This is a genomic window from Pseudomonas sp. FP2338 (genome assembly GCF_030687515.1).
GTDB lineage: Bacteria > Pseudomonadota > Gammaproteobacteria > Pseudomonadales > Pseudomonadaceae > Aquipseudomonas > Aquipseudomonas salomonii.
On record NZ_CP117436.1, the window covers coordinates 4189354 to 4210543 of the forward strand.

Annotated in this window: 18 protein-coding genes and 4 tRNA genes; 2 read left to right on the plus strand and 20 right to left on the minus strand. The window is 60.7% G+C overall.

The features are described 5' to 3' along the window. Positions 1 to 7 precede the first annotated feature (7 nt). The 4 genes from PSH96_RS18885 to PSH96_RS18900 form a co-directional block, all read right to left on the minus strand. Positions 8 to 958 (minus strand): DUF979 domain-containing protein, encoded by a 951-nt coding sequence (locus PSH96_RS18885; RefSeq protein WP_138451949.1) that lies wholly within the window; start codon positions 956 to 958, stop codon positions 8 to 10. After that, complete coding sequence (locus PSH96_RS18890) at positions 955 to 1671, minus strand: DUF969 domain-containing protein (protein WP_305454298.1); 717 nt, start codon at positions 1669 to 1671, stop codon at positions 955 to 957. The genes PSH96_RS18885 and PSH96_RS18890 overlap by 4 nt, the downstream gene beginning before the upstream one ends. Before the next feature lie 242 nt (positions 1672 to 1913). Further along, positions 1914 to 2339, minus strand: coding sequence for an N-acetyltransferase (locus PSH96_RS18895; RefSeq protein ID WP_305454299.1), 426 nt, complete (start codon positions 2337 to 2339; stop codon positions 1914 to 1916). 447 nt (positions 2340 to 2786) lie between these two features. Then, the gene (locus PSH96_RS18900; RefSeq protein ID WP_305460108.1) at positions 2787 to 3908 is read right to left on the minus strand and encodes an NADH:flavin oxidoreductase; all 1122 of its coding nucleotides are present in this window, start codon (positions 3906 to 3908) and stop codon (positions 2787 to 2789) included. Between the two features lie 100 nt (positions 3909 to 4008). On the opposite strand from PSH96_RS18900, the gene PSH96_RS18905 reads away from it, so the two are divergent. Then, entirely contained in the window at positions 4009 to 4413 is a 405-nt protein-coding gene (locus PSH96_RS18905; protein WP_305454300.1) for a helix-turn-helix domain-containing protein, read from the plus strand. A 128-nt stretch (positions 4414 to 4541) separates the two neighbouring features. On the opposite strand, the gene PSH96_RS18910 is transcribed toward PSH96_RS18905, so the two are convergent. Continuing rightward, positions 4542 to 4618: transfer RNA gene (locus PSH96_RS18910), tRNA-Val, on the minus strand. A gap of 184 nt (positions 4619 to 4802) precedes the next feature. On the opposite strand from PSH96_RS18910, the gene PSH96_RS18915 reads away from it, so the two are divergent. Further along, positions 4803 to 6086, plus strand: coding sequence for an FAD-binding oxidoreductase (locus PSH96_RS18915; RefSeq protein WP_305454301.1), 1284 nt, complete (start codon positions 4803 to 4805; stop codon positions 6084 to 6086). A gap of 220 nt (positions 6087 to 6306) precedes the next feature. Here PSH96_RS18915 and PSH96_RS18920 read toward each other — a convergent pair. The 15 genes from PSH96_RS18920 to asd all read right to left on the minus strand — a co-directional run bounded on the left by PSH96_RS18920 (position 6307) and on the right by asd (position 21134). Continuing rightward, positions 6307 to 6383, minus strand: a tRNA-Asp gene (locus PSH96_RS18920). A 105-nt stretch (positions 6384 to 6488) separates the two neighbouring features. Further along, a tRNA-Asp gene (locus PSH96_RS18925) sits at positions 6489 to 6565 on the minus strand. 55 nt (positions 6566 to 6620) lie between these two features. Continuing rightward, positions 6621 to 6696, minus strand: a tRNA-Val gene (locus PSH96_RS18930). A gap of 107 nt (positions 6697 to 6803) precedes the next feature. Beyond that, entirely contained in the window at positions 6804 to 7568 is a 765-nt protein-coding gene (locus PSH96_RS18935) for an SDR family oxidoreductase (protein ID WP_058419757.1), read from the minus strand. Positions 7569 to 7579: 11 nt separating this feature from the next. Then, positions 7580 to 8791 (minus strand): O-succinylhomoserine sulfhydrylase, encoded by a 1212-nt coding sequence (locus PSH96_RS18940; protein ID WP_017138747.1) that lies wholly within the window; start codon positions 8789 to 8791, stop codon positions 7580 to 7582. 65 nt (positions 8792 to 8856) lie between these two features. After that, positions 8857 to 10362, minus strand: coding sequence for an amidophosphoribosyltransferase (purF, locus tag PSH96_RS18945; protein WP_017138746.1), 1506 nt, complete (start codon positions 10360 to 10362; stop codon positions 8857 to 8859). 41 nt (positions 10363 to 10403) lie between these two features. Further along, entirely contained in the window at positions 10404 to 10961 is a 558-nt protein-coding gene (locus tag PSH96_RS18950) for a CvpA family protein (RefSeq protein WP_003212681.1), read from the minus strand. 183 nt (positions 10962 to 11144) lie between these two features. Beyond that, complete coding sequence (locus PSH96_RS18955) at positions 11145 to 11819, minus strand: SPOR domain-containing protein (protein WP_305454302.1); 675 nt, start codon at positions 11817 to 11819, stop codon at positions 11145 to 11147. Further along, positions 11803 to 13110 carry a bifunctional tetrahydrofolate synthase/dihydrofolate synthase gene (folC, locus tag PSH96_RS18960; RefSeq protein WP_305454303.1) on the minus strand — a complete coding sequence of 436 codons (1308 nt, stop codon included), beginning with the start codon at positions 13108 to 13110 and terminating at the stop codon, positions 11803 to 11805. Before folC ends, PSH96_RS18955 begins: the two co-directional genes overlap by 17 nt. Beyond that, positions 13107 to 14027, minus strand: a complete 921-nt coding sequence (gene accD, locus PSH96_RS18965; RefSeq protein WP_003234319.1) for an acetyl-CoA carboxylase, carboxyltransferase subunit beta — start codon at positions 14025 to 14027, stop codon at positions 13107 to 13109. The genes folC and accD overlap by 4 nt, the downstream gene beginning before the upstream one ends. Before the next feature lie 245 nt (positions 14028 to 14272). After that, positions 14273 to 14905 (minus strand): phosphoribosylanthranilate isomerase, encoded by a 633-nt coding sequence (locus tag PSH96_RS18970; RefSeq protein WP_058419753.1) that lies wholly within the window; start codon positions 14903 to 14905, stop codon positions 14273 to 14275. 64 nt (positions 14906 to 14969) lie between these two features. Beyond that, positions 14970 to 15794 (minus strand): tRNA pseudouridine(38-40) synthase TruA, encoded by an 825-nt coding sequence (gene truA, locus PSH96_RS18975; RefSeq protein WP_056861241.1) that lies wholly within the window; start codon positions 15792 to 15794, stop codon positions 14970 to 14972. A 242-nt stretch (positions 15795 to 16036) separates the two neighbouring features. Continuing rightward, complete coding sequence (locus PSH96_RS18980) at positions 16037 to 18610, minus strand: FimV/HubP family polar landmark protein (RefSeq protein ID WP_305454304.1); 2574 nt, start codon at positions 18608 to 18610, stop codon at positions 16037 to 16039. Between the two features lie 161 nt (positions 18611 to 18771). Then, the gene (locus PSH96_RS18985) at positions 18772 to 19782 is read right to left on the minus strand and encodes an aspartate-semialdehyde dehydrogenase (RefSeq protein WP_305454306.1); all 1011 of its coding nucleotides are present in this window, start codon (positions 19780 to 19782) and stop codon (positions 18772 to 18774) included. A gap of 239 nt (positions 19783 to 20021) precedes the next feature. After that, the gene (asd, locus tag PSH96_RS18990; protein ID WP_005789767.1) at positions 20022 to 21134 is read right to left on the minus strand and encodes an aspartate-semialdehyde dehydrogenase; all 1113 of its coding nucleotides are present in this window, start codon (positions 21132 to 21134) and stop codon (positions 20022 to 20024) included. Between the last annotated feature and the right edge of the window lie 56 nt (positions 21135 to 21190).

Genomic DNA, 21190 nt, shown 5'->3' on the forward strand with positions numbered 1-21190 from the left:
CCTCGCCTCACATCAACAGGTAGAGCAGCACAATATTGACCACCAGCATCATCAGTGCCGTCGGCAGCTGCGCCTTGATAACCGCGTTCTTGTCGGGCAACTCCAGCAAGGCCGCCGGGACAATATTGAAGTTGGCTGCCATCGGCGTCATCAACGTGCCGCAATAGCCGGAGAACATGCCAATCGCCGCCATCACCGCCGGGTTGCCGCCATAGATGCCCACCAGCACCGGCACGCCGACACCACCAGTCATCACCGGGAACGCGGCAAAACCATTGCCCATGATCACCGTAAACAACGCCATGCCCAATACATACACCATCACCGCCACCAGCTTGAAATCCAGGTTGATATAGGTGGTGGTGACATGGGCAACCGCGGTGCCGACCCCGGCTTCATTGAACAGCAAGCCGAGCATGGCGAGCATTTGCGGGAGCACCATGGCCCAGCCCAGGGCTTCGGTCAGGCGCCGGGACTCGCGCAAGGCTTGTACCGGTGTATCGCGGGTCAGCCAGCAGGCCAGGCCGAGGGCGATCAGGCAACCGATGCCCAAGGAGACAAACGTAGTGTTTTTCGGATCCAGCAGCGGCACACCGCCGATTTCGGTGTGCTTGAGCAATACCGAGCCAATCACGGTGGTCAGCGGAATGGCTAACGCCGGGATAAACAGCTTGTGGCCAAGCCGACCGGCACTGGCGCGGGCAGACTTGTCATGCAACTGGGCATGCGCGCCACGCCCCACGCCGCCCAAACCTGCGATCAAGGCCATGATCACCACGCCCACGCCGATAACCACCGGTGGCAAGCGCTCCCCGACCAGGAACGGAATGGCGAATAACAGCCAGAACACCGCGCTGGACCAGCGTTTGGGGTGAGTTCGATCCAGCAGGATCATGCCGGCGGTAATCAACAGCAGAATGCCGGCCAGCCAGTACAGGTACTCGATTGAGATGATCATTGCGCAGACTCCACCGGGGTGGCGACGGGCGTCATCTCCCGGGTAAGCCTTCGGTCGAACCGATGCAGGCGAATCGCGTGGATGATAAACGCACAAATCGCCGTCGGGATGCCCCACACCGCGATGTGCAACGGCTCCACATCAATTCCCGAACCGAGCAGGAAGGTGTGCATCAGCGCAATCGCACCAAAGGCGACAAAAATATCTTCGCCGAAAAACAGCCCGACGTTGTCGGTCGCCGCACACATCGCTAGCACCTTGTGGCGCACCTTGTCCGGCAGCTTGCCGTAGCGTTTTTCCGCTGCGCCCTCGGCCATCGGTGCCAACAACGGGCGCACCATCTGCGGATGCCCGCCCAGGCTGGTGAGGCCCATGGCCGCCGTGGACTCGCGCACGAACAGGTAGATGATCAATAAGCGCCCGACAGTGGCGCGCTCGAAGCGGGCGATCCAGTTCTGCGCATGCAGGCGCAGGCCATGGCGCTCCAGCAGACCAATGACGGCCAGGGGCAGCAACAGGATCAATTGCAGGGCGCGGGTCTGAAGGAAGCCTTCACCCATGCTGGCGAGGATTTTTTCCAGCGGGAAGTGGGCGGCAAGCCCGGTGGCGATGGCTGCGGCGGTCACCACCAGCAATGGATTGAAGCGCAGGACGAAGCCAACCACGATGACAAGTACGCCGATCAACGGCCATAGGTTCACAACAGTTTGCATGACGATGAAGTCCTAGAATGCGCGCTGCGGCGCCATGACGGCAGGATGTGAACAAAGGGTTCACAGCATGAAAGTGGCGTGCAGCCCGACGTGGTTTTTTATTGTTGACCTGGAAGGTCGAGCGTCAGTGGCGGCAACTGTGCTGCTTGGGGGCGGGAGGTGTCCAACAAGAAAAATTGTTGCTGCAAACCAATAAATCTTGTCGGTGATTAGCGCCGGATGGCCCGGCGCTTTGCGGGCGTTCAGCTCAAACGCTTGTGGAAAAAATGGCGTTTATGGCCCGGCGGGAAATCAGCAATGTGGCCAAATTCAGTGAAGCCCTGCTTGCGATAAAACCCGGGCGCCTGGAAGCTGAAAGTGTCCAGCCAGATGCCCTCGCATCCGCGCTCACGGGCCAAGTCTTCAGCCGCACGCATCAATCGTGTGCCCGTGCCTTGGGTGCGCATCTGGTCGGGGATGCTCAAGAGCTCAATGAACAACCATCCAAAGGCAATCTCGCCGTAAAGACCGCCGACCACCTCTTGAGAAGCGGGATCACGCAGCAGAATGCCGACCGTTTCGGACGGCATCTTGCCGGTGTGGCTGCGGTTGTAAGCCCTCAGCGGCTTGAGGATGGCCTCACGCTCCTGCGCCGTCACGTGGAACGATACTTCCATTGCCAATGCCATCACAGACTCCCTGGGTTGAATTCAATCGCCGCTTAGTATGCCTTGGGCGCGGCAAACCTGGGTGGATATGCGCCAGGTTCATTAACCCAGCGGCACTCAATAACCTTAAGTCGGCTCGACAGCATGGATCTCGTTCCATACCTATACTCAGCATAGTGCTGCGCGATACTGCGCAGCGCTCAGCGCAGTATTGCCGACGGAGGCAAACGCTATGTACGCCGGACAAAAGAGTATGGCGACAACAAATGGTGAGATACGCTGCCAGATGTTTGCACAGATTATTTGCCTGTTATCGGTGGCGACGCTTTTCTGCTAATCCACTTTTCAACGCAGTAACCCGCCAAGCGGTCTGGGCAGGTATTGCCAAAATTCCAGCCAAAAAAAAGAGCCCACCGTTCGGTGAGCCCTTCAACACTCAAGGTTTTGCACGTGCCGCAGGTGCGAAACTCAGGCCAACTCGGCCAAGTCTTTTACATTAAAAGGCTTCAAGTCGGCCGAGTTACCCGATTGGATTTTCCTTACCCACTGCGCGTCACTCAGCAGTGCCCGCCCGACAGCGATCAAGTCAAACTCCTCGTTCTCCAATCGCTTGACCAAATTGTCAATCGCTGCCGGTTGGGAGCTTTCGCCACTGAAGGCGCCGAGGAAGTCGCCGGACAAGCCCACAGAGCCGACACTGATAGTCGCAGCGCCCGTCAGCTTTTTGGCCCAGCCGGCAAAATTCAGACCCTGTTCGCCGTCCAGCTCCGGGAACTCGGCCTCCCAGAAGCGCCGTTGAGAGCAATGCAAAACGTCCACGCCGGCTTCCACCAGAGGCACCAGCCAATCGGACATGCTTTCAGGGGTTGTCGCCAAACGGGCGCTGTAATCCTGCTGCTTCCACTGACTCAGACGCAGAATCACCGGGAAATCCGGACCTACGGCTGCGCGTATGGCCTTGACCACTTCCGCTGCGAACCGTGAGCGCTCCTTGATTGTTGCACCATTGAAACGGTCGGCGCGCTCATTCGTACCCGGCCAGAAAAACTGGTCCAGCAGGTATCCGTGGGCCCCGTGTATTTCGACCGTATCAAAACCCAGTCGCTGGGAATCAGCGGCGGCCTTGGCGAATGCTGCGATGGTGTCGGCAATCGCCTCATCATTCATGGCCTGCCCCAGTGGTTTCTGCGGGCCGGCAAGCCCGGACGGGCTCTCAAACCCACCGGCGGGTGCCCAGTCCTCCTGGAAACTGGGCGCGGCCCCTACGTGCCAAATCTGCGGCCCCATTTTGCCACCGGCACTGTGAACACCGTCGATGACTGCCTTCCAGCCTGCGAGTGATTCATCGCCATGGAAAAACGGAATCCCCGACATATTACGCGCGCCAGGACGATCCACCACAGTCCCCTCAGACAGAATCAACCCGACCTGGTTTTCCGCGCGCTTGCGGTAATAGGCGGCAATTTGCTCGTCAGGCACACCGCCCTTGGCGAAAGCGCGTGTCATAGGGGCCATTACAATTCGATTCTTCAGGCTCAAAGACTTGATCGTGAACGGCTGAAACAGAGAGTCGAGCTGGGTAGAACTCATGGAAAGATGCTCCGAGCAAAAAGGAGACCTCATGGTATAAGATGTATACCTAATATCAATAAGGCACTTATAAGTGCTCAGGTTTACGCGAGGAAACCACATGCAGGAACAAGGTATTCAGGCGCTGGAACAAAACCAGAGCCCTCCAGTCGTCTACGCCGCTGATTGCTCAAGCCGGGTATTGCTCGATCAGATCGCGGACAAGTGGTCCGTATTGATACTGGCAACGCTGTGTAAAAGCCCGCTGCGCTTCAACGAAATCAAACGTCGACTCGATGGCATAACGCAAAAAGCGCTCACGCAAAGCCTGCGTCGCCTGGAGCGTAACGGCATTTTGGCGCGCCGCGTCATTCCCTCTTCTCAAGTCGCCGTCGAATACAGCGTTACCGACTTGGGGCATACGCTGGAAGAGCCATTTCGTGCGTTATACAGGTGGACGCTCCAATATTCTGACGCGGTCAAGAACGCCCAAGAGGCCTTTGATAAGCGTGCAGAAGAGCAGTAACACGACGGGTAAAAGCTTAACGATAACGGCGGGAGTGTTGAGAAGGGAGTGTTACAAATCCAAGACAACAAAAAAGGGCCCACCTTTCGGTGAGCCCTTCTAGACCGCCCAGCAGAGCGGATTTTGTTTGGTAGGCGCGATTGGACTCGAACCAACGACCCCCACCATGTCAAGGTGGTGCTCTAACCAACTGAGCTACGTGCCTGCTGTGAGGCGGCATTCTACGGAATTCCGAAGGTGTGTCAACATCTTTTTTGCAGCTAACCCTATGAATATGCGAATTTTTTATTTGTGAAAGGCATGCCTGGGATTTTTGGGTGGCTGGCAGGCAATTTTCAACTCAGGTAGGATCGGCGCACTCGTAAAAAATATAAAACAGAGGTTCCAGGATGGCGAACACCCCCTACCCCCAGTCGTATTACGCCGCGTCCGCGAATGCGGTTGCGCCACGCCCGGCGCTGCAAGGTGAAGTCGAAACCGATGTCTGCGTAATCGGCGCCGGCTACACCGGCCTGTCCAGCGCGCTGTTTCTGCTGGAGAACGGTTTTCGCGTGACGGTACTGGAAGCCGCCAAGGTCGGGTTTGGCGCCTCGGGCCGTAATGGCGGGCAGATCGTCAACAGTTATAGCCGCGACATCGACGTGATCGAACGCAGCGTCGGCCCCAAGCAGGCGCAACTGTTGGGGCAGATGGCGTTTGAGGGCGGCAGGATCATTCGCGAGCGCGTGGCCAAGTACCAGATCCAGTGTGACTTGAAGGACGGCGGCGTGTTCGCTGCACTCAACAGCAAGCATATGGGCCACCTGGAGTCGCAGCAGCGCCTGTGGGAGCGCTACGGCCATACGCAACTTGAGTTGCTGGATGAGCGCCGTATCCGCGAAGTGGTGGCCTGTGACAACTATGTCGGCGGCCTGCTGGACATGAGCGGCGGGCATATTCACCCGCTCAACCTGGCACTGGGCGAAGCCGCGGCGGTGGAATCCCTGGGCGGCACGATTTACGAGCAATCGGCGGCGGTGCGCATCGAGCGCGGCGCCAACCCGGTGGTGCACACCGCCGAGGGCAAGGTCAGGGCCAAGTTCATCATCGTGGCGGGCAATGCCTACCTGGGCAATCTGGTGCCGGAGCTGGCGGCCAAGTCGATGCCGTGCGGCACCCAGGTCATCACCACCGCGCCGCTGGGCGATGAACTGGCCAAGACCTTGCTGCCACAGGATTACTGCGTCGAGGACTGCAACTACTTGCTGGACTACTACCGTCTCACCAGTGACAAGCGCCTGATTTTCGGCGGCGGCGTGGTGTATGGCGCACGCGACCCGGCCAACATCGAAGCGATCATCCGCCCGAAGATGCTCAAGGCCTTCCCGCAGCTCAAGGATGTGAAGATTGACTACGCCTGGACCGGCAATTTCCTGCTGACCCTGTCGCGCCTGCCACAGGTGGGTCGCCTGGGCGACAACATTTATTACTCACAGGGCTGCAGTGGCCATGGCGTGACGTACACGCACTTGGCTGGCAAGGTGCTGGCAGAGGCGTTGAGAGGCCAGGCAGAGCGTTTTGACGCGTTTGCCGACCTGCCGCATTACCCATTCCCCGGTGGGCAACTGTTGCGCACACCGTTTGCGGCGCTGGGCGCGTGGTATTACGGGCTGCGGGATAAGTTGGGTTTCTGAGGCAATATAACTGTGAGAGCGGGCTTGCTCGCGAATGCGGTGTGTCAGCGAGAGCACTTTTCACTGAACCACCGCATTCGCGAGCAAGCCCGTTCCCACATAAAGCCAAATCGCAGACACAAAAAACCCCGGTCTTTCGACCAGGGTGTTTGCTATCGGGTCAAAGCAGCTTAACGCTTGCTTTGTGTTCCAAGGCGTTCAGTGGGCCTTGAAACAGATATGGCGCAGCGGACGGGACTCGAACCCGCGACCCCCGGCGTGACAGGCCGGTATTCTAACCGACTGAACTACCGCTGCGTATCGCTTGACCAGTTGAGCCTAAACGCTCAACCGTCTTTAAACATCTGACTGATCAGCCCAAGCTGTTCAATCTCAAACCCGATAAATCGAATCTGGAAAATATGGCGCAGCGGACGGGACTCGAACCCGCGACCCCCGGCGTGACAGGCCGGTATTCTAACCGACTGAACTACCGCTGCGCGTCGGTGCAACCTTTAACGTTGCGTCTTGCCCGAAGGCAAAACTCTCAAGAAGTGGTGGGTGATGACGGGATCGAACCGCCGACCCTCTGCTTGTAAGGCAGATGCTCTCCCAGCTGAGCTAATCACCCTTTGCTTCGTTGAGGCCGCGAAATTTACGCAGGTAGCGGACCTAAGTCAATAGCCTGCTTGAAGTTTTTCTGAAAAAGACAAAATTGCTTCAAGACGGCTACCCGCCCTACTCACTGTAAATCATCTTCTTGCTCATACCGCCGTCGACCACAAACTCTTGCCCTGTGACAAACCCCGCCTGACGCGACAGCAGCCACGCCACCATCGCCGCCACGTCCTCAACCGTGCCCACCCTGCCCGCCGGATGCTGGGCATGATCGGCATCGGTCAAAGGCTCGGCACGCCGCGCCGCAGGGTCACGCGCATCGATCCAGCCAGGGCTGACGGCATTGACCCGCACCTCCGGCCCAAGACTCATGGCCAAGGCGTGCGTCAGGGCCAGCAGCCCGCCCTTGCTCGCCGCGTAGGCCTCGGTGTCGGGCTCCGATTGACGCGCACGGGTCGAGGCCAGGTTGACGATCGCGCCGCCATGGGCACGCAGGTACGGCGCACAGTGCTTGGCCAGCAACATCGGCCCGCTGAGGTTCACCGCCAGCACGCGATTCCAGTACGCCAGGTCGAGGCTTTCCAGGGTGATATTGCGCGGGTCGGCCACCGCTGCGTTGCACACCAACGCATCCAGGCGCCCGAACTGGCCGAGCACTTCGGCAACGCCCTGGGCGACCTGCTTCTCGTCGGCCACGTCCATGGTGATAAACCAGGCGTTGTCACCCAGCACCCTGGACACCTTCGAACCGCGCTCGCGGTCCAGGTCGGTCAATACCACCTGCCAGCCTTCGCTGATCAGCCACGCCGCGATCCCGAGACCAATGCCCCGGGCGGCGCCCGTCACCAGCGCAACACGGCCGTTACCGGCCGCTGCCGTTTCCATGGACCACTCGATCACAAGGCCGCCAGCCCGCGAGCCAGGTCAGCTTGCAGGTCAGCTACGTCTTCCAGGCCCACTGCAATGCGGATCAGGCTGTCACGGATGCCCGCTGCTTCACGTTCCTGTGGCGCCAGGCGCCCGTGGGAGGTGGTGCTCGGGTGGGTGATGGTAGTTTTGCTGTCACCCAGGTTGGCCGTGATGGAGATCAGGCGCGTCGCATCGATAAAGCGCCAGGCGCCGTCTTTGCCGCCTTTTACTTCAAAGCTCACCACCGCGCCGAAACCACGCTGCTGGCGCTGGGCCAACGCGTGTTGCGGGTGGCTCTTGAGACCGGCGTAATGGACTTTCTCAATCCCGTCCTGCTGCTCCAGCCACTCGGCCAGGGCCTGGGCGTTGGCACAGTGGGCCTTCATACGCAGGCTGAGAGTCTCCAGGCCTTTGAGGAAGATCCAGGCGTTAAACGGGCTCAGGGTCGGCCCGGCGGTGCGCAAGAAACCCACCACTTCCTTCATCTGCTCGCTACGGCCGGCGACTACGCCGCCCATGCAACGACCCTGGCCGTCGATGAACTTGGTGGCCGAGTGCACAACAATGTCCGCGCCCAGCTTCAACGGCTGTTGCAGCGCCGGCGTGCAGAAGCAGTTATCGACCACCAGCATCGCGCCCTTGGCGTGGGCCACTTCGGACAACGCGGCGATATCCACCAACTCGGCCAGCGGGTTGGAAGGCGACTCGACGAACAACAACTTGGTGTTGGCCTTGATCGCCGCGTCCCAGCCGGACAGATCCGCCAGGGGCACGTAGTCCACTTCGATGCCGAAGCGCTTGAAGTACTTCTCGAACAGGCTGATGGTGGAGCCAAACACACTGCGCGACACCAACACATGGTCGCCAGCACTGCACAGGCTCATCACCACGGCCAGGATCGCGGCCATGCCGGTCGCCGTAGCCACTGCTTGCTCGGCACCTTCCAGGGCGGCGATACGCTCTTCGAACGCACGCACGGTCGGGTTGGTGTAACGCGAATAGACATTGCCCGGCACTTCGCCGGCAAAGCGCGCAGCCGCGTCGGCAGCGGTGCGGAACACATAGCTGGAAGTGAAGAACATCGGGTCACCGTGCTCACCTTCCGGGGTGCGGTGCTGACCGGCGCGCACAGCCAGGGTATCGAAAGCTACGCCATCGAGGTCGCTGTCCAACCGACCGGCATCCCATTCCTGACTCATGCTGCGACTCCTTACTCAATACGCTGTTTAAGATACAAAACCGGCCCCTCAGGGCCGGTGTTTACTCAGTTGTTGTACAGATCGATGATCGCGCTGACCGCCTGGGTCTTGATCTTGGATGAATCGTTACGCGCCTGCTCGATCTTGTTCAGGTAGGCCTCATCGACATCGCCCGTCACATACTTGCCGTCGAACACGGCGCAGTCGAACTCGGCGATCTTGATCTTGCCACCACCGACCGCCTCGATCAGGTCCGGCAGGTCCTGATAGATCAACCAGTCAGCACCGATCAGGTCGGCCACATCCTGGGTCGAACGGTTGTGAGCGATCAACTCGTGGGCGCTCGGCATGTCGATACCGTAAACGTTCGGATAACGCACGGCAGGTGCGGCGGAACAGAAGTACACGTTCTTCGCACCGGCTTCGCGGGCCATCTGGATGATCTGCTTGCAGGTGGTGCCGCGCACGATGGAATCGTCGACCAGCATCACGTTCTTGCCGCGGAACTCCAGCTCGATGGCGTTGAGCTTCTGGCGCACCGACTTCTTGCGGGCTGCCTGGCCAGGCATGATGAAGGTACGGCCGATGTAACGGTTCTTGACGAAGCCTTCGCGGAACTTGACGCCCAAGTGGTTGGCCAGCTCCAGCGCAGCGGTACGGCTGGTGTCCGGGATCGGGATCACCACGTCGATATCGTGCTCGGGACGCTCGCGCAGGATCTTCTCGGCCAGCTTCTCGCCCATGCGCAGGCGCGCCTTGTACACCGAAACACCGTCGATGATCGAATCCGGACGCGCCAGGTAGACGTGTTCGAAGATGCACGGGGTGAGTTTCGGCGCAATCGCGCACTGACGGGTGTGCAGCTTGCCGTCTTCGGTGATGTACACCGCTTCGCCCGGCGCGAGGTCGCGGATCAGGGTGAAGCCCAGCACATCCAGGGACACGCTTTCGGAGGCGATCATGTACTCGACGCCTTCGTCGGTGTGACGCTGGCCGAACACGATTGGGCGAATGCCGTGCGGGTCACGGAAACCGACGATGCCATAACCGGTGATCATTGCGACGACGGCATAGCCACCGACACAACGGTTGTGCACGTCGGTCACGGCAGCGAACACATCTTCTTCGGTCGGCTGCAGCTTGCCGCGCTGGGCCAGCTCGTGGGCGAACACGTTGAGCAGCACTTCCGAGTCGGAGTTGGTGTTGACGTGGCGCAGGTCAGATTCGTAAATCTCCTTGGCCAGCTGTTCAACGTTAGTCAGGTTACCGTTGTGCGCCAAGGTGATGCCGTAAGGCGAGTTGACGTAAAACGGTTGAGCTTCGGCCGAGGTCGAGCTACCGGCAGTCGGGTAACGCACATGGCCAATGCCCATGTGCCCGACGAGGCGCTGCATGTGACGCTGATGGAACACGTCACGCACCAGGCCATTGTCCTTGCGCAGGAATAACCGGCCGTCGTGGCTGGTCACAATACCGGCAGCGTCCTGGCCGCGGTGCTGGAGGACGGTTAGCGCGTCATACAGCGCCTGATTGACGTTCGACTTACCGACGATACCGACGATGCCACACATGCGACGCAACCCCTACTTAATGAATCTTGACTGAACACTACTTACTGAGGCGTTTTGGCCGGCAAGAGGTGTTCCTTGAACGGAAGATCAGCGGGTACGCTGATTCCGCTGGCCAGCCACTGACTGCTCCACCCCAATATGAGGTTCTTGGACCAATCTGCAACCAATAGAAATTTTGGCACGAGTACCGACTCCTGCCACCACGAATCCTGCTGTACCGGCCCCAGGCTCAACAGCCCGACCGCCACAACCACCAGCAAGCCGCCACGTGCGGCGCCGAAGGCCATGCCGAGAAATCGATCGGTCCCGGATAGGCCGGTGACACGTATCAACTCGCCAATAAGATAATTGACCATTGCCCCCACCAACAGCGTGGCGATGAACATGATGGCGCAGCCCGCAATGACGCGAGCCGAAGGTGTTTCGATATACCCGGCCAGGTAAACCGACAGTGAACCACCGAACATCCAGGCTACAACTCCTGCGATGATCCAGGTCAGCAACGACAGTGCTTCTTTTACGAAGCCGCGGCTTAGACTGATCAAAGCGGAGATGGCGACGATTGCTACGATCGCCCAATCAACCCAGGTAAATGGCACAGTGCAGCCTACGTACGGATAAGGCGGCGCATTTTAGCAGAGCGCTGGGCTATCGGTAAGCTGTGATTGTGGGTGCTTTGCAAATCAATGGGTTGAGCAATCTCAACACCACCCAGAACAATGTGGGAGTCGAGCTTGTGTGGGAGCTGGCTCCCACATTTGGCCTGCATTCTAACCCTTTACTCAGCCACGCTCAGGCTGGAACCGCACCACAAACCCATTCAGGTTCTGCTGACGCCCCAGCAGGTCACGCAGGCGATCCGCCTCGGCGCGCTCGATCAGCGGCCCGATAAATACGCGATTTTTGCCGTCGGCACTGCGGATATAGGCGTTATAGCCCTGGGCACGCAGTTTTTTCTGCAAGGCATCGGCGCTTTCACGGTTGGCCAGACTGGCGAGCTGGATCGACCAACTGATCGGCAGGCCATTCGGGTCGATACGGCTTTGACCGACATCCGGCTTACCCGGTGCGGCAGGTTGTGGCGCTACCGGCTTGGGTGCAGGGGCTGGCGCTGCAGGCTTGGCAGCCACCACAGGAGCCGCTGGAGCGGGCGCCGGCTTGACCACCGGCACGCTCTGTTGCACCGGCGCTGCTGGCGCCGCTGGAGCCGTTTGCGCAGCCACCTCATCATCGCTCGGCACAGGCTCTTCAGGCAGCGCCTGCGGCTCAGGCACCACCACCGGTTCCACCTGAACCTGCGGCATCGCTGGCGCCTGTGGCGCTGCCGGTGCCTCGACCACGACCTGACGCTGTTCGTCCTGGCGCGAAAACAGCATCGGCAGGAAAATCACCGCCAATGCCACCAATACCAGCGCTCCGACCATTCGCTGCTTGTATGCGCTATCCAGTAATGCCATGTGCAGCTTCCTCCGTGGAGCGCCGGGCCAACCACTCAAGCGCCTCGGCAACACAATAAAATGATCCGAACAACAGAATCTCGTCCTCGGCCGTCGCCACCGCACATTGCGCTTCAAGCGCTGCAGTGACGCTTGTATACGACGCCACCGGCGCGCCAAGGTTCTGCAAGGCCACTTGCAGTTCGGCAGCCGGGCGACTGCGCGGCGTGTCCAGCGGCGCTACCGCCCAAGCCTGGACATTGCCGAGTAACGGCGCAACCACACCCTCCAGATCCTTGTCGGCCAACAAGCCGAACACCGCCAGGCGCCGACCCACCGGCGGCGTGCGCGCCAGGCGTTGCGCCAGGTACTCGGCGGCGTGCGGGTTGTGCCCCACATCCAGCAACACGTTCAGGCGCTTGCCTTTCCACTCGAATGTGCGGCGATCCAGGCGCCCCACTACACGGGTAGCCAGCAACGTGGCAGCGATCTGCTCGGGATTCCACGGCAGGTCCATCAACAGGTAGGCTTGCAGCGCGAGGGCGGCGTTTTCCATCGGCAGGTTCAGCAGCGGCAAGTCCCGCAGCTCTACCACCTGACCGCGCGCATCACGCCCGCGCCACTGCCAATGCTGGTCGCCAACTTCGAGATTGAATTCGCGGCCGCGCAGGTAAAACGGGCAATCCAGCTCGCGCACCTTGTCCAGCAAAGGCTGCGGCGGGTCCAGGTCACCACACAGCGCCGGCTTGCCCTGGCGGAAGATCCCGGCCTTTTCATAAGACACTGACTCGCGGGTGTTGCCCAGATAGTCCGCATGGTCGACACCAATGCTGGTTACCAGCGCAATATCGGCGTCCACCACGTTGACGGTATCCAGGCGCCCGCCAAGCCCGACTTCCAGCACGACCACATCCAACTGCGCACGCTCGAACAGCCAGAACGCCGCCAAGGTGCCCATTTCGAAGTAGGTCAGGGAAATTTCGCCACGCCCGGCATCCAGTGCGGCGAAGGCTTCGCAGAGCTGCGCGTCAGTGGCTTCGACGCCATTGAGCTGCACCCGCTCGTTATAACGCAGCAGGTGCGGAGAATTGTAGACGCCTACTTTAAGCCCTTGGGCTTGCAGCAGCGCCGCGACAAAGGCACAGGTAGAGCCTTTGCCGTTGGTGCCGGTCACCGTGATCACACGCGGCGCCGGCCGGCCCAACCCGAGGCGGGCCGCTACCTGTTGCGAGCGCTCCAGGCCCATGTCGATGGCTGACGGATGCAACTGCTCAAGGTAGGCGAGCCATTCGCCCAGGGTACGTTGGGTCATAGGTTTGCTGGCACCGGCGGAACAACGATAGGTTCGATTTTTGGTGCGACATACACAGGCGTCGGCAAGCCCATCATTTGCGCCAGCAGGTTACCCAGGCGTGGACGCAGTTCACCGCGCGGGATGATCAGGTCGATCGCGCCATGCTCCAGCAGGAACTCGCTGCGCTGGAAGCCTTCCGGCAGTTTTTCACGCACGGTTTGCTCGATCACGCGTGGGCCGGCAAAGCCGATCAGCGCTTTGGGCTCGCCGACGATCACGTCGCCCAGCATCGCCAGGCTGGCGGAAACGCCGCCGTAAACCGGGTCGGTCAGTACCGAGATGAACGGGATGCCTTCTTCACGCAGACGCGCCAGCACCGCAGAGGTCTTGGCCATTTGCATCAGGGAGATCAGCGCTTCCTGCATGCGCGCACCACCGGAGGCGGCAAAGCAGATCATCGGGCAACGGTTTTCCAGCGCGTAGTTGGCGGCACGTACAAAACGCTCACCAACGATGGCACCCATGGAGCCGCCCATGAAGGAGAACTCGAACGCGGACACTACCACCGGCATGCCCAGCAGCTTGCCGCTGACCGAAATCAGCGCGTCTTTTTCGCCGGTCTGCTTCTGCGCAGCGGTCAGGCGGTCCTTGTACTTCTTGCCGTCGCGGAACTTGAGACGGTCTACCGGCTCCAGGTCTGCGCCCAGCTCGTTACGGCCGTCGGCATCAAGGAAGATGTCGATGCGCGCGCGGGCGCCGATACGCATGTGGTGGTTGCACTTGGGGCAAACGTCCAGGGTCTTTTCCAGCTCCGGGCGATACAGCACCGCGTCGCAGGATGGGCACTTGTGCCACAGACCTTCAGGAACCGAGCTTTTCTTCACCTCGGAACGCATGATCGAAGGGATCAGTTTGTCTACTAACCAGTTGCTCATGCTTTCTTTCTCCAGTACCGGTGGCTTGAACACAGCCCCGCGTATGCCCTTGAGCTAAATTCATATGTGGCGATGACACAGGCTGGACGGGGTCAGACGTTCGACCGGCCATTTCCCGCCTGTATCCTCAGCCTTCCAGACAACCTGCCAACGCAGGGTTGCCACTTCATTTCCGGGCCTCCCGCAGGCGGCGCCGGTGCTGTTCTACACAGTGGTAGTTATGGACGGCGGCAGACTGCCAGCCGTCACATCGCGCCACTGCTGTTGCGCACGGCCTGCATGAATGCGCGAATCTTGTGGTGATCCTTGATGCCCTTGCCCTGCTCCACTCCGCCGCTGACGTCCACCGCATAAGGCCGGACCTGCTCGATGGCCGCCGCGACATTCGCGGGGTTGAGCCCACCAGCGAGGATGATCGGCGTGCTCAAGCCTTCGGGAATCAGCGTCCAGTCGAAGGCCTCACCCGTGCCGCCGGGCACGCCTTCGACATAGGTATCCAGCAAAATGCCGCGAGCGCCAGTATAGGCGGCGCACGCAGCAGCAATGTCATCCCCGGCCTTGACGCGCAGCGCCTTGATGTACGGGCGCTGATAGCTTTCGCATTCATCGGGGCTTTCGTCACCGTGAAATTGCAGCATATCCAGCGGCACGGCATCCAGGGTTTCGTTGAGTTCGCAACGGCTGGCGTTGACGAACAGTCCCACGGTGGTCACGAATGGCGGCAGCGCAGCGATGATCGCCCGCGCCTGCAACACATTCACCGCCCGCGGGCTCTTGGCATAGAACACGAAACCGATGGCATCCGCCCCCGCTTCGACTGCCGCCAGCGCGTCTTCTATGCGGGTAATCCCGCAAATCTTGCTGCGAACGGCTGGCATGGCGTGGAAACCTCAGGGGTTGGGCCGAGAAAGTCCCGGATGGTAACAAAAGCGCTTGCAGGCGTCAGCCGTCAAGTTCGCTGAAACCTGTGAGGAAATGTGGACCGATAAAGCGTTGCGGCAATTCAAACTCGTCGCGGTACTCCACATCCACCAGGTACAGGCCGAACGGGTGCGCCGTGACACCGCCGGTGCGGCGAACGCGGCTTTCCAGCACTTCGCGCGCCCACTCCACCGGGCGCTCGCCAGTGCCGATGGTCATCAGCACACCGGCAATATTGCGCACCATATGGTGCAGGAAGGCGCCGGCACGGATATCCAGCACGATCATCTTGCCGTGACGGGTCACGCGCAGGTGGTGGACTTCCTTGATGGGCGACTTGGCCTGGCACTGGCCTGCACGGAAGGCGCTGAAATCATGCACGCCGACCAGATGCCGGGCGGCCTCGGCCATGCGCTCGGCATCCAGCGGGCGGTGGTTCCAGGTGATTTCCTGATTCAGGTGCGCCGGGCGGATCTGATCGTTGTAGATCACATAGCGGTAGCGCCGGGCAATGGCCTTGAAGCGCGCATGAAAATGCGCAGGCATGACCTTGGCCCAGGTCACGCTGACGTCATGGGGCAAATTGATATTGGCGCCCATCACCCAGGCTTTCAGCGTGCGCTCGGCCTGGGTGTCAAAGTGCACCACCTGGCCACAGGCGTGCACACCAGCATCGGTACGCCCGGCACACATCAGCGAGACCGGCGAATCCGCCACCTTCGACAACGCGTTTTCGAGGGTTTCCTGCACGGTCAGCACACCTGAAGCCTGGCGCTGCCAGCCGCGATAGCGCGAACCTTTGTATTCCACGCCCAAGGCGATGCGATTAAAGCCTGCGGCCGCCATTTCGGCGGCCGCGTTATCTATATTTGCCAAGAACTGAGAGCCCGATGAGTTGCGCGAAGAGAGCCATTATAAAGGCGGTAGAACGTATGCGGGGCGCTTTTGTTGTGTGGGAGCTGGCTTGTGTGGGAGCTGGCTTGCCTGCGATTCAGGCACCTCGGTCTACAGTTGAGACCCGGTCGACACCATCGCAGGCAAGCCAGCTCCCACACAAACCCGCTCCCAGAGGGGTTTTGCAGCGCTCTTTAGATTTTGCCGAGCATTTCCTTGGCTTCATCGCGCTGTTCTGCGGTGCCACCGGTCAGCACTTCCTCCAGGATCTCCTTTGCACCATCCGTATCACCCATGTCGATGTAGGCCTGGGCCAAGTCCAGCTTGGTGGCGACCTCATCGGTACCGGAAAGGAAGTCGAATTCCGGCTCATCAGCACCCAACGCCGCATCTTCAGCGGTGAAGGAAGGCTCGATCGGCGGATGCTCGAGGCTCTGGGACAAGCGATCGAGTTCTGCGTTGACGTCATCAAGTTCCGAGGCGAAGGCATCAGGCTTGGCTGCGGCCGGGGCTTGCGGCTCATCGGCCAGGGACAGATCGAAGTCCTCCGGCAGGTCAAAATCGTCCAGCGCAGTGGGCGCCAGGGTCGGCGGCTCGACGGCCGGCACGTCCTTCATTTGATCTTCCAGGCCCGACAGAAAGTCATCATCTGCCAGCGAAGACGGTGCCTCGAGCTGCAAATCCAGGTCGAAATCCGACAGGTCATCCGGGTTGGCCTTGGCTTCGGTCTGCTGTTGCAGCACCGACTCAAAGCTCGGCGCGTCTTTCGGGCTGACGACGGTGGGTGACGCCGCTTCCAGGTCATCCAGACTCAGGTCGAAATCCGTGTCGAACGCCTCAGGCTCCGGGGCTGGCGCGGCGGGTTTGTCTTCGAGCAAGTCCTTGACGTATTGAGCATCCAGGGCCGCCGCTGCCACCGCAGCACTGACGCCCGCCGCCAACACGGCCATGGCCGGAAAGCGGTTTTTCAGTTGCTCGACCTGGGCATGGTTTTCACCATTGGCCACCAGTTGACGCTCCTGGGTGACGAAACCGTCCTTGTCGCCTTGCAGGCCATAGACTTCCATCAACTTCAGGCGCAGGTCGCTGCGCTTGGGTTCGCGCTTGATCGCCTGCTCCAGCACATCGGCGGCCTGGTTCAGGTGGCCACGGTCGATATGGGATTGCGCTTGCGCCAGTGCATCACTGGAGTTTTCCGGGGCGACGGCAACGGCCAACGGCGCCAGTACGGAAGCGACCGATGGCACCACCACGGGCTCAGCAACAGCCGCCGGCGCGGGAGTGGCGGCCAATTTAACGTTCGGTGCTGCCACTTCAAGGCCTTCGAAGCTGTCCGCAGGCAGATCGTGATCCACATTTGGCGTAAATGTCGGCTCTTCGGCCAGCGCGCGTGCCATGCGCAGGTGCTTTTCCTCTTCGAGGCGCGCATTGCGATGGCGCGCCCACAGCAGCAGAAGCAACAACACCAGCAAGCCAGCCGCGCCACCGATTACACCAAGGACGATCGGATTGGTCAGCAGCTCGTTGAACTTGCCTTCGTTGGTGGCTGGCGCGTCCTGCGCCTTGATTGGCTCGGGCGCGGGTGCTGCGGCAACGGGCGCAGCCTCAGCGGGTGCGGGTGCTGGCGCTGACGCAGGTTCAGTTGCCAATTGAGCCGGCATCGCCGCTGTCGCCTGCGGTGCCGGCTCAGGGTTGCCGGCCTGCAACCTGGCGAGTTGATCGTTTTTCAGTTGAATGAGTTTTTGCAGCTTGTCCAGTTGGCTTTGCAGGTCCGCCGCGCGGCTTTTGAGCTCTTCATTGTCGCGTCGGGTGGTGTCCAACTGCTCCTGGGTCATCGCCAGTTTGTCGCTCACCGCTCGGCTATCACCGGCCTTGCCCTTCGCGCCTTTTTTGGCCGACTCCGCCGACACCAGGCTCAAGTTGTCTTTGGCCGTGGTGCTCGACGGCGCATTGCCCGCCTGGGTGCGCTTGGTCGCGTCCAGCTGTTGCTTGCCCGCCACCGGGTTACTGGCTGCGCGACGACCTGCGCGCCAGGCAGCATTTTGCGCAGTCACTTCGGCAATCGCCTCGGGCTGCGGCAAGCTGCTGGCTTGCTGGCGGTCCGGCAGGCGCAGGACCTGGCCGGTTTTCAGGCGGTTGATGTTGCCGTCGACGAAGGCATCAGGATTAAGCGCCTGAATGGCCAGCATGGTTTGCTGCACCGACGCACCGTTGCGGTTCTTTTCGGCAATTTCCCACAAGGTGTCGTGAGAAGTCGTGGTGTGTTGAGCGGATTTGCTGGCGGTCGTCGCTGTGGTGGCGGGCGCAGTGGTGGTCGGTGCGCTCAAACGCGGCGTGGGCGCGCTGGTGGCGGGCGCCGATTGCTCAAATTTGGCCGGGTCGAGCAAAACGCTGTAATCGCGCATCAGGCGGCCATTGGGCCACTGCACCTGCAGCAGGAAACGTACGTAGGAATCGGGCAGCGGTTTGCTGGAGGTGACGCGCACCACACTGCGGCCGCTGGGGTTGACCACCGGGGTAAACGTCAGGTCATTGAGGAACGCCTGGCGGTCTACGCCTGCATCGACAAACGCCTGGTCGGAGGCCAGGCTCGGGGTGATCTCGGCAGCCGTGAGGCCGCCCACGTCGAGCAATTCGATTTCCACCGACAACGGCTGGTTCAGCTTCGACTTGAGGGTCATCTCCCCAAGTTGCAGCGCCTGCGCCATACCGGAGGACAGCGCCGAGGCGGCCGCTATTGCTAACACCAGTTTGCGAACTTGAACCATAGCCTCATCCTTTGTCTGAACACTCCCCGGCCTGCGAGAAGGTTGGTAACCGCTGCCATAAGGCATGGCGAGCCGATAGGTTACCGACGCGCTTCTTTACCGCTTGGGGCCAAGCATAGCGCTTGGCTAGAATCAATCTACAAATTGCCGCCAAGTATCTTTTACACAAGGCCTTTTATCAACAACTGCGCCAGCTGTACGGCGTTGAGTGCCGCGCCCTTGCGTACGTTATCTGACGTCAGCCACAGATTTAGTTCCGCCGGGTCATCCACACCCGCCCGCACACGGCCGACGTAGACCACATCCTGGCCGACCGCATCGCCCACAGCCGTGGGGTAATCGCCCTCTTCAACCAGTTCAATGCCAGGCGCCGCTTCCAATACACGGTTCACCGCTGCCAGGTCGACCGGCGCACCCAATTGCAGCGACACCGTCAGGCTATCGCCAAAAAACACCGGGGCTTGAACGCAGGTTGCAGAAATCTTCAGCCATGGAGTTTCCAGCACCGCGCGCAGTTCGTATACGAGACGTTTCTCCAGAGCTGTATGGCCTTTCGCATCTGGAGTACCTACTTGTGCCAACAGGTTGAAGGCCATCTGCCGATCAAAGAACTGGGGTTCCAGCGGGCGCACGTTCAGCAGTTCGGCGGTCTGTCGCGCCAGCTCGCTGACGGCTTCACGGCCCTGGGCCGATACCGCCAGGTTGGCGGTGACGCTGACACGCTGGATCTCCAACAATTCACGCAACGGCGCCAGCACCACGGCCAGGTTGGTCGCCGATGGGCTTGGGCTGCTCAGTTGGAAGGGCTTTTTCAAGCTGTCCAGGACATGGGCATTGGCTTCCGGTACCACGTGAGGCGCCTGTTCAGCGGGTAACGCGCCAGACAGGTCGATGACCGCACAGCCAGCAGCGGTGGCGCGCGGGGCGAAGCTCAAGGTAACGGCCGGGCCGGCCGCAAAGAAGGCAAGCTGCGCTTTTTTGAAATCGAACTCATCGACTTCCTTGACCCGCACGTTCTTGCCGCGAAACGGCACGGAGGCGCCGGCCGAATTGCTGCCGGCCAGCAGGTAGAGGGTGCCCACCGGAAAATCCAGCTCTTCGAGAATCTGCACCAGGGTTTCACCGACGGTACCGGTGGCGCCGATCACGGCGATTTCAAAGGTCTGGGTCATGGGGGCTGCCTCGGGCATTGCGGGGGGAGCGGCACTTTACCGGGTGGTTCGGGGTGAGGCAATTAAGCTGGCCTTTGTGGTGAGACTGATGGTCTCATCGCAGGCAAGCCAGCTCCCACCCTTGAATGTGTTCACAAAACACAATGTGGGAGCTGGCTTGCCTGCGATGGCGGCCTCAAGGGCAACAAAAAACCCGCGCCTGTCACCAGAGCGCGGGTTTCTCTTACGGCTTCAAGCGATCAACGCTCGAGCAAGATCCGCAGCATGCGACGCAGCGGCTCGGCCGCGCCCCACAGCAGCTGGTCGCCTACCGTGAACGCGCCGAGGAACTGGCTGCCCATGTTCAGCTTGCGCAGACGGCCCACCGGTACATTCAGGGTGCCGGTGACCTTGGTCGGGCTCAGCTCCTGCATGCTGATGTCGCGGTTGTTCGGCACCAGCTTGACCCATGGGTTGTGCTGGCTGATCAGCCCTTCGATATCGGCGATCGGCACGTCTTTGTTCAGTTTGATGGTCAGCGCCTGGCTGTGGCAGCGCATGGCGCCGATGCGCACGCAGATGCCGTCTACCGGAATCGGGTTCTTGAAACGACCCAGAATCTTGTTGGTCTCGGCCTGGGCCTTCCACTCTTCGCGGCTCTGGCCGTTTGGCAGCTCCTTGTCGATCCACGGAATCAGGCTGCCGGCCAATGGCACACCGAAGTTTTCGGTCGGGTAAGCGTCGCTGCGCATGGCTTCGGCCACACGGCGGTCGATGTCGAGGATCGCGCTGGCAGGGTCGGCCAATTGATCGGCGACAGCGGCATGGGTCGCGCCCATCTGCTTGATCAGTTCGCGCATGTTCTGCGCGCCGGCGCCGGACGCCGCCTGATACGTCATGGCGCTCATCCACTCAACCAGGCCGGCTTCGAACAAGCCGCCCAGGCCCATCAGCATCAGGCTGACGGTGCAGTTGCCGCCGACGTAGTTCTTGGTGCCGGCATCCAGCTGCTGGTCGATGACCTTGCGGTTCACCGGGTCGAGGATGATCACCGCGTCATCCTGCATGCGCAGGCTCGAGGCGGCGTCGATCCAGTAACCCTGCCAGCCGGCTTCACGCAGCTTGGGGAAGACTTCGCTGGTGTAGTCGCCACCCTGGCAGGTCAGAATCACGTCGAGGGTTTTCAGCTCTTCAATGCTGTAGGCGTCCTTGAGCGGGGCGATATCCTTGCCCACGGACGGCCCTTGGCCACCTACGTTCGAAGTGGTGAAAAACACCGGCTCAATAAGATCGAAATCCTGCTCTTCCAGCATCCGCTGCATGAGCACGGAACCGACCATACCGCGCCAACCGATCAGACCTACACGTTTCATCGCAACTACACCTTGTTAAAAAGTGGGCCGTCTTGCAGCAACAACTGCAAGCGGGC

Bases quoted from the DNA above. Each gene is read 5' to 3' on its own strand.
- PSH96_RS18885 (WP_138451949.1), bottom strand. From the start codon at position 958: ATGATCATCTCAATCGAGTACCTGTACTGGCTGGCCGGCATTCTGCTG.
- PSH96_RS18890 (WP_305454298.1), bottom strand. From the start codon at position 1,671: ATGCAAACTGTTGTGAACCTATGGCCGTTGATCGGCGTACTTGTCATC.
- PSH96_RS18895 (WP_305454299.1), bottom strand. From the start codon at position 2,339: ATGGCATTGGCAATGGAAGTATCGTTCCACGTGACGGCGCAGGAGCGT.
- PSH96_RS18900 (WP_305460108.1), bottom strand. From the start codon at position 3,908: ATGAGTTCTACCCAGCTCGACTCTCTGTTTCAGCCGTTCACGATCAAG.
- PSH96_RS18905 (WP_305454300.1), top strand. From the start codon at position 4,009: ATGCAGGAACAAGGTATTCAGGCGCTGGAACAAAACCAGAGCCCTCCA.
- PSH96_RS18915 (WP_305454301.1), top strand. From the start codon at position 4,803: ATGGCGAACACCCCCTACCCCCAGTCGTATTACGCCGCGTCCGCGAAT.
- PSH96_RS18935 (WP_058419757.1), bottom strand. From the start codon at position 7,568: ATGGAAACGGCAGCGGCCGGTAACGGCCGTGTTGCGCTGGTGACGGGC.
- PSH96_RS18940 (WP_017138747.1), bottom strand. From the start codon at position 8,791: ATGAGTCAGGAATGGGATGCCGGTCGGTTGGACAGCGACCTCGATGGC.
- purF (WP_017138746.1), bottom strand. From the start codon at position 10,362: ATGTGTGGCATCGTCGGTATCGTCGGTAAGTCGAACGTCAATCAGGCG.
- PSH96_RS18955 (WP_305454302.1), bottom strand. From the start codon at position 11,819: ATGGCATTACTGGATAGCGCATACAAGCAGCGAATGGTCGGAGCGCTG.
- folC (WP_305454303.1), bottom strand. From the start codon at position 13,110: ATGACCCAACGTACCCTGGGCGAATGGCTCGCCTACCTTGAGCAGTTG.
- accD (WP_003234319.1), bottom strand. From the start codon at position 14,027: ATGAGCAACTGGTTAGTAGACAAACTGATCCCTTCGATCATGCGTTCC.
- PSH96_RS18970 (WP_058419753.1), bottom strand. From the start codon at position 14,905: ATGCCAGCCGTTCGCAGCAAGATTTGCGGGATTACCCGCATAGAAGAC.
- truA (WP_056861241.1), bottom strand. From the start codon at position 15,794: ATGGCGGCCGCAGGCTTTAATCGCATCGCCTTGGGCGTGGAATACAAA.
- PSH96_RS18980 (WP_305454304.1), bottom strand. From the start codon at position 18,610: ATGGTTCAAGTTCGCAAACTGGTGTTAGCAATAGCGGCCGCCTCGGCG.
- PSH96_RS18985 (WP_305454306.1), bottom strand. From the start codon at position 19,782: ATGACCCAGACCTTTGAAATCGCCGTGATCGGCGCCACCGGTACCGTC.
- asd (WP_005789767.1), bottom strand. From the start codon at position 21,134: ATGAAACGTGTAGGTCTGATCGGTTGGCGCGGTATGGTCGGTTCCGTG.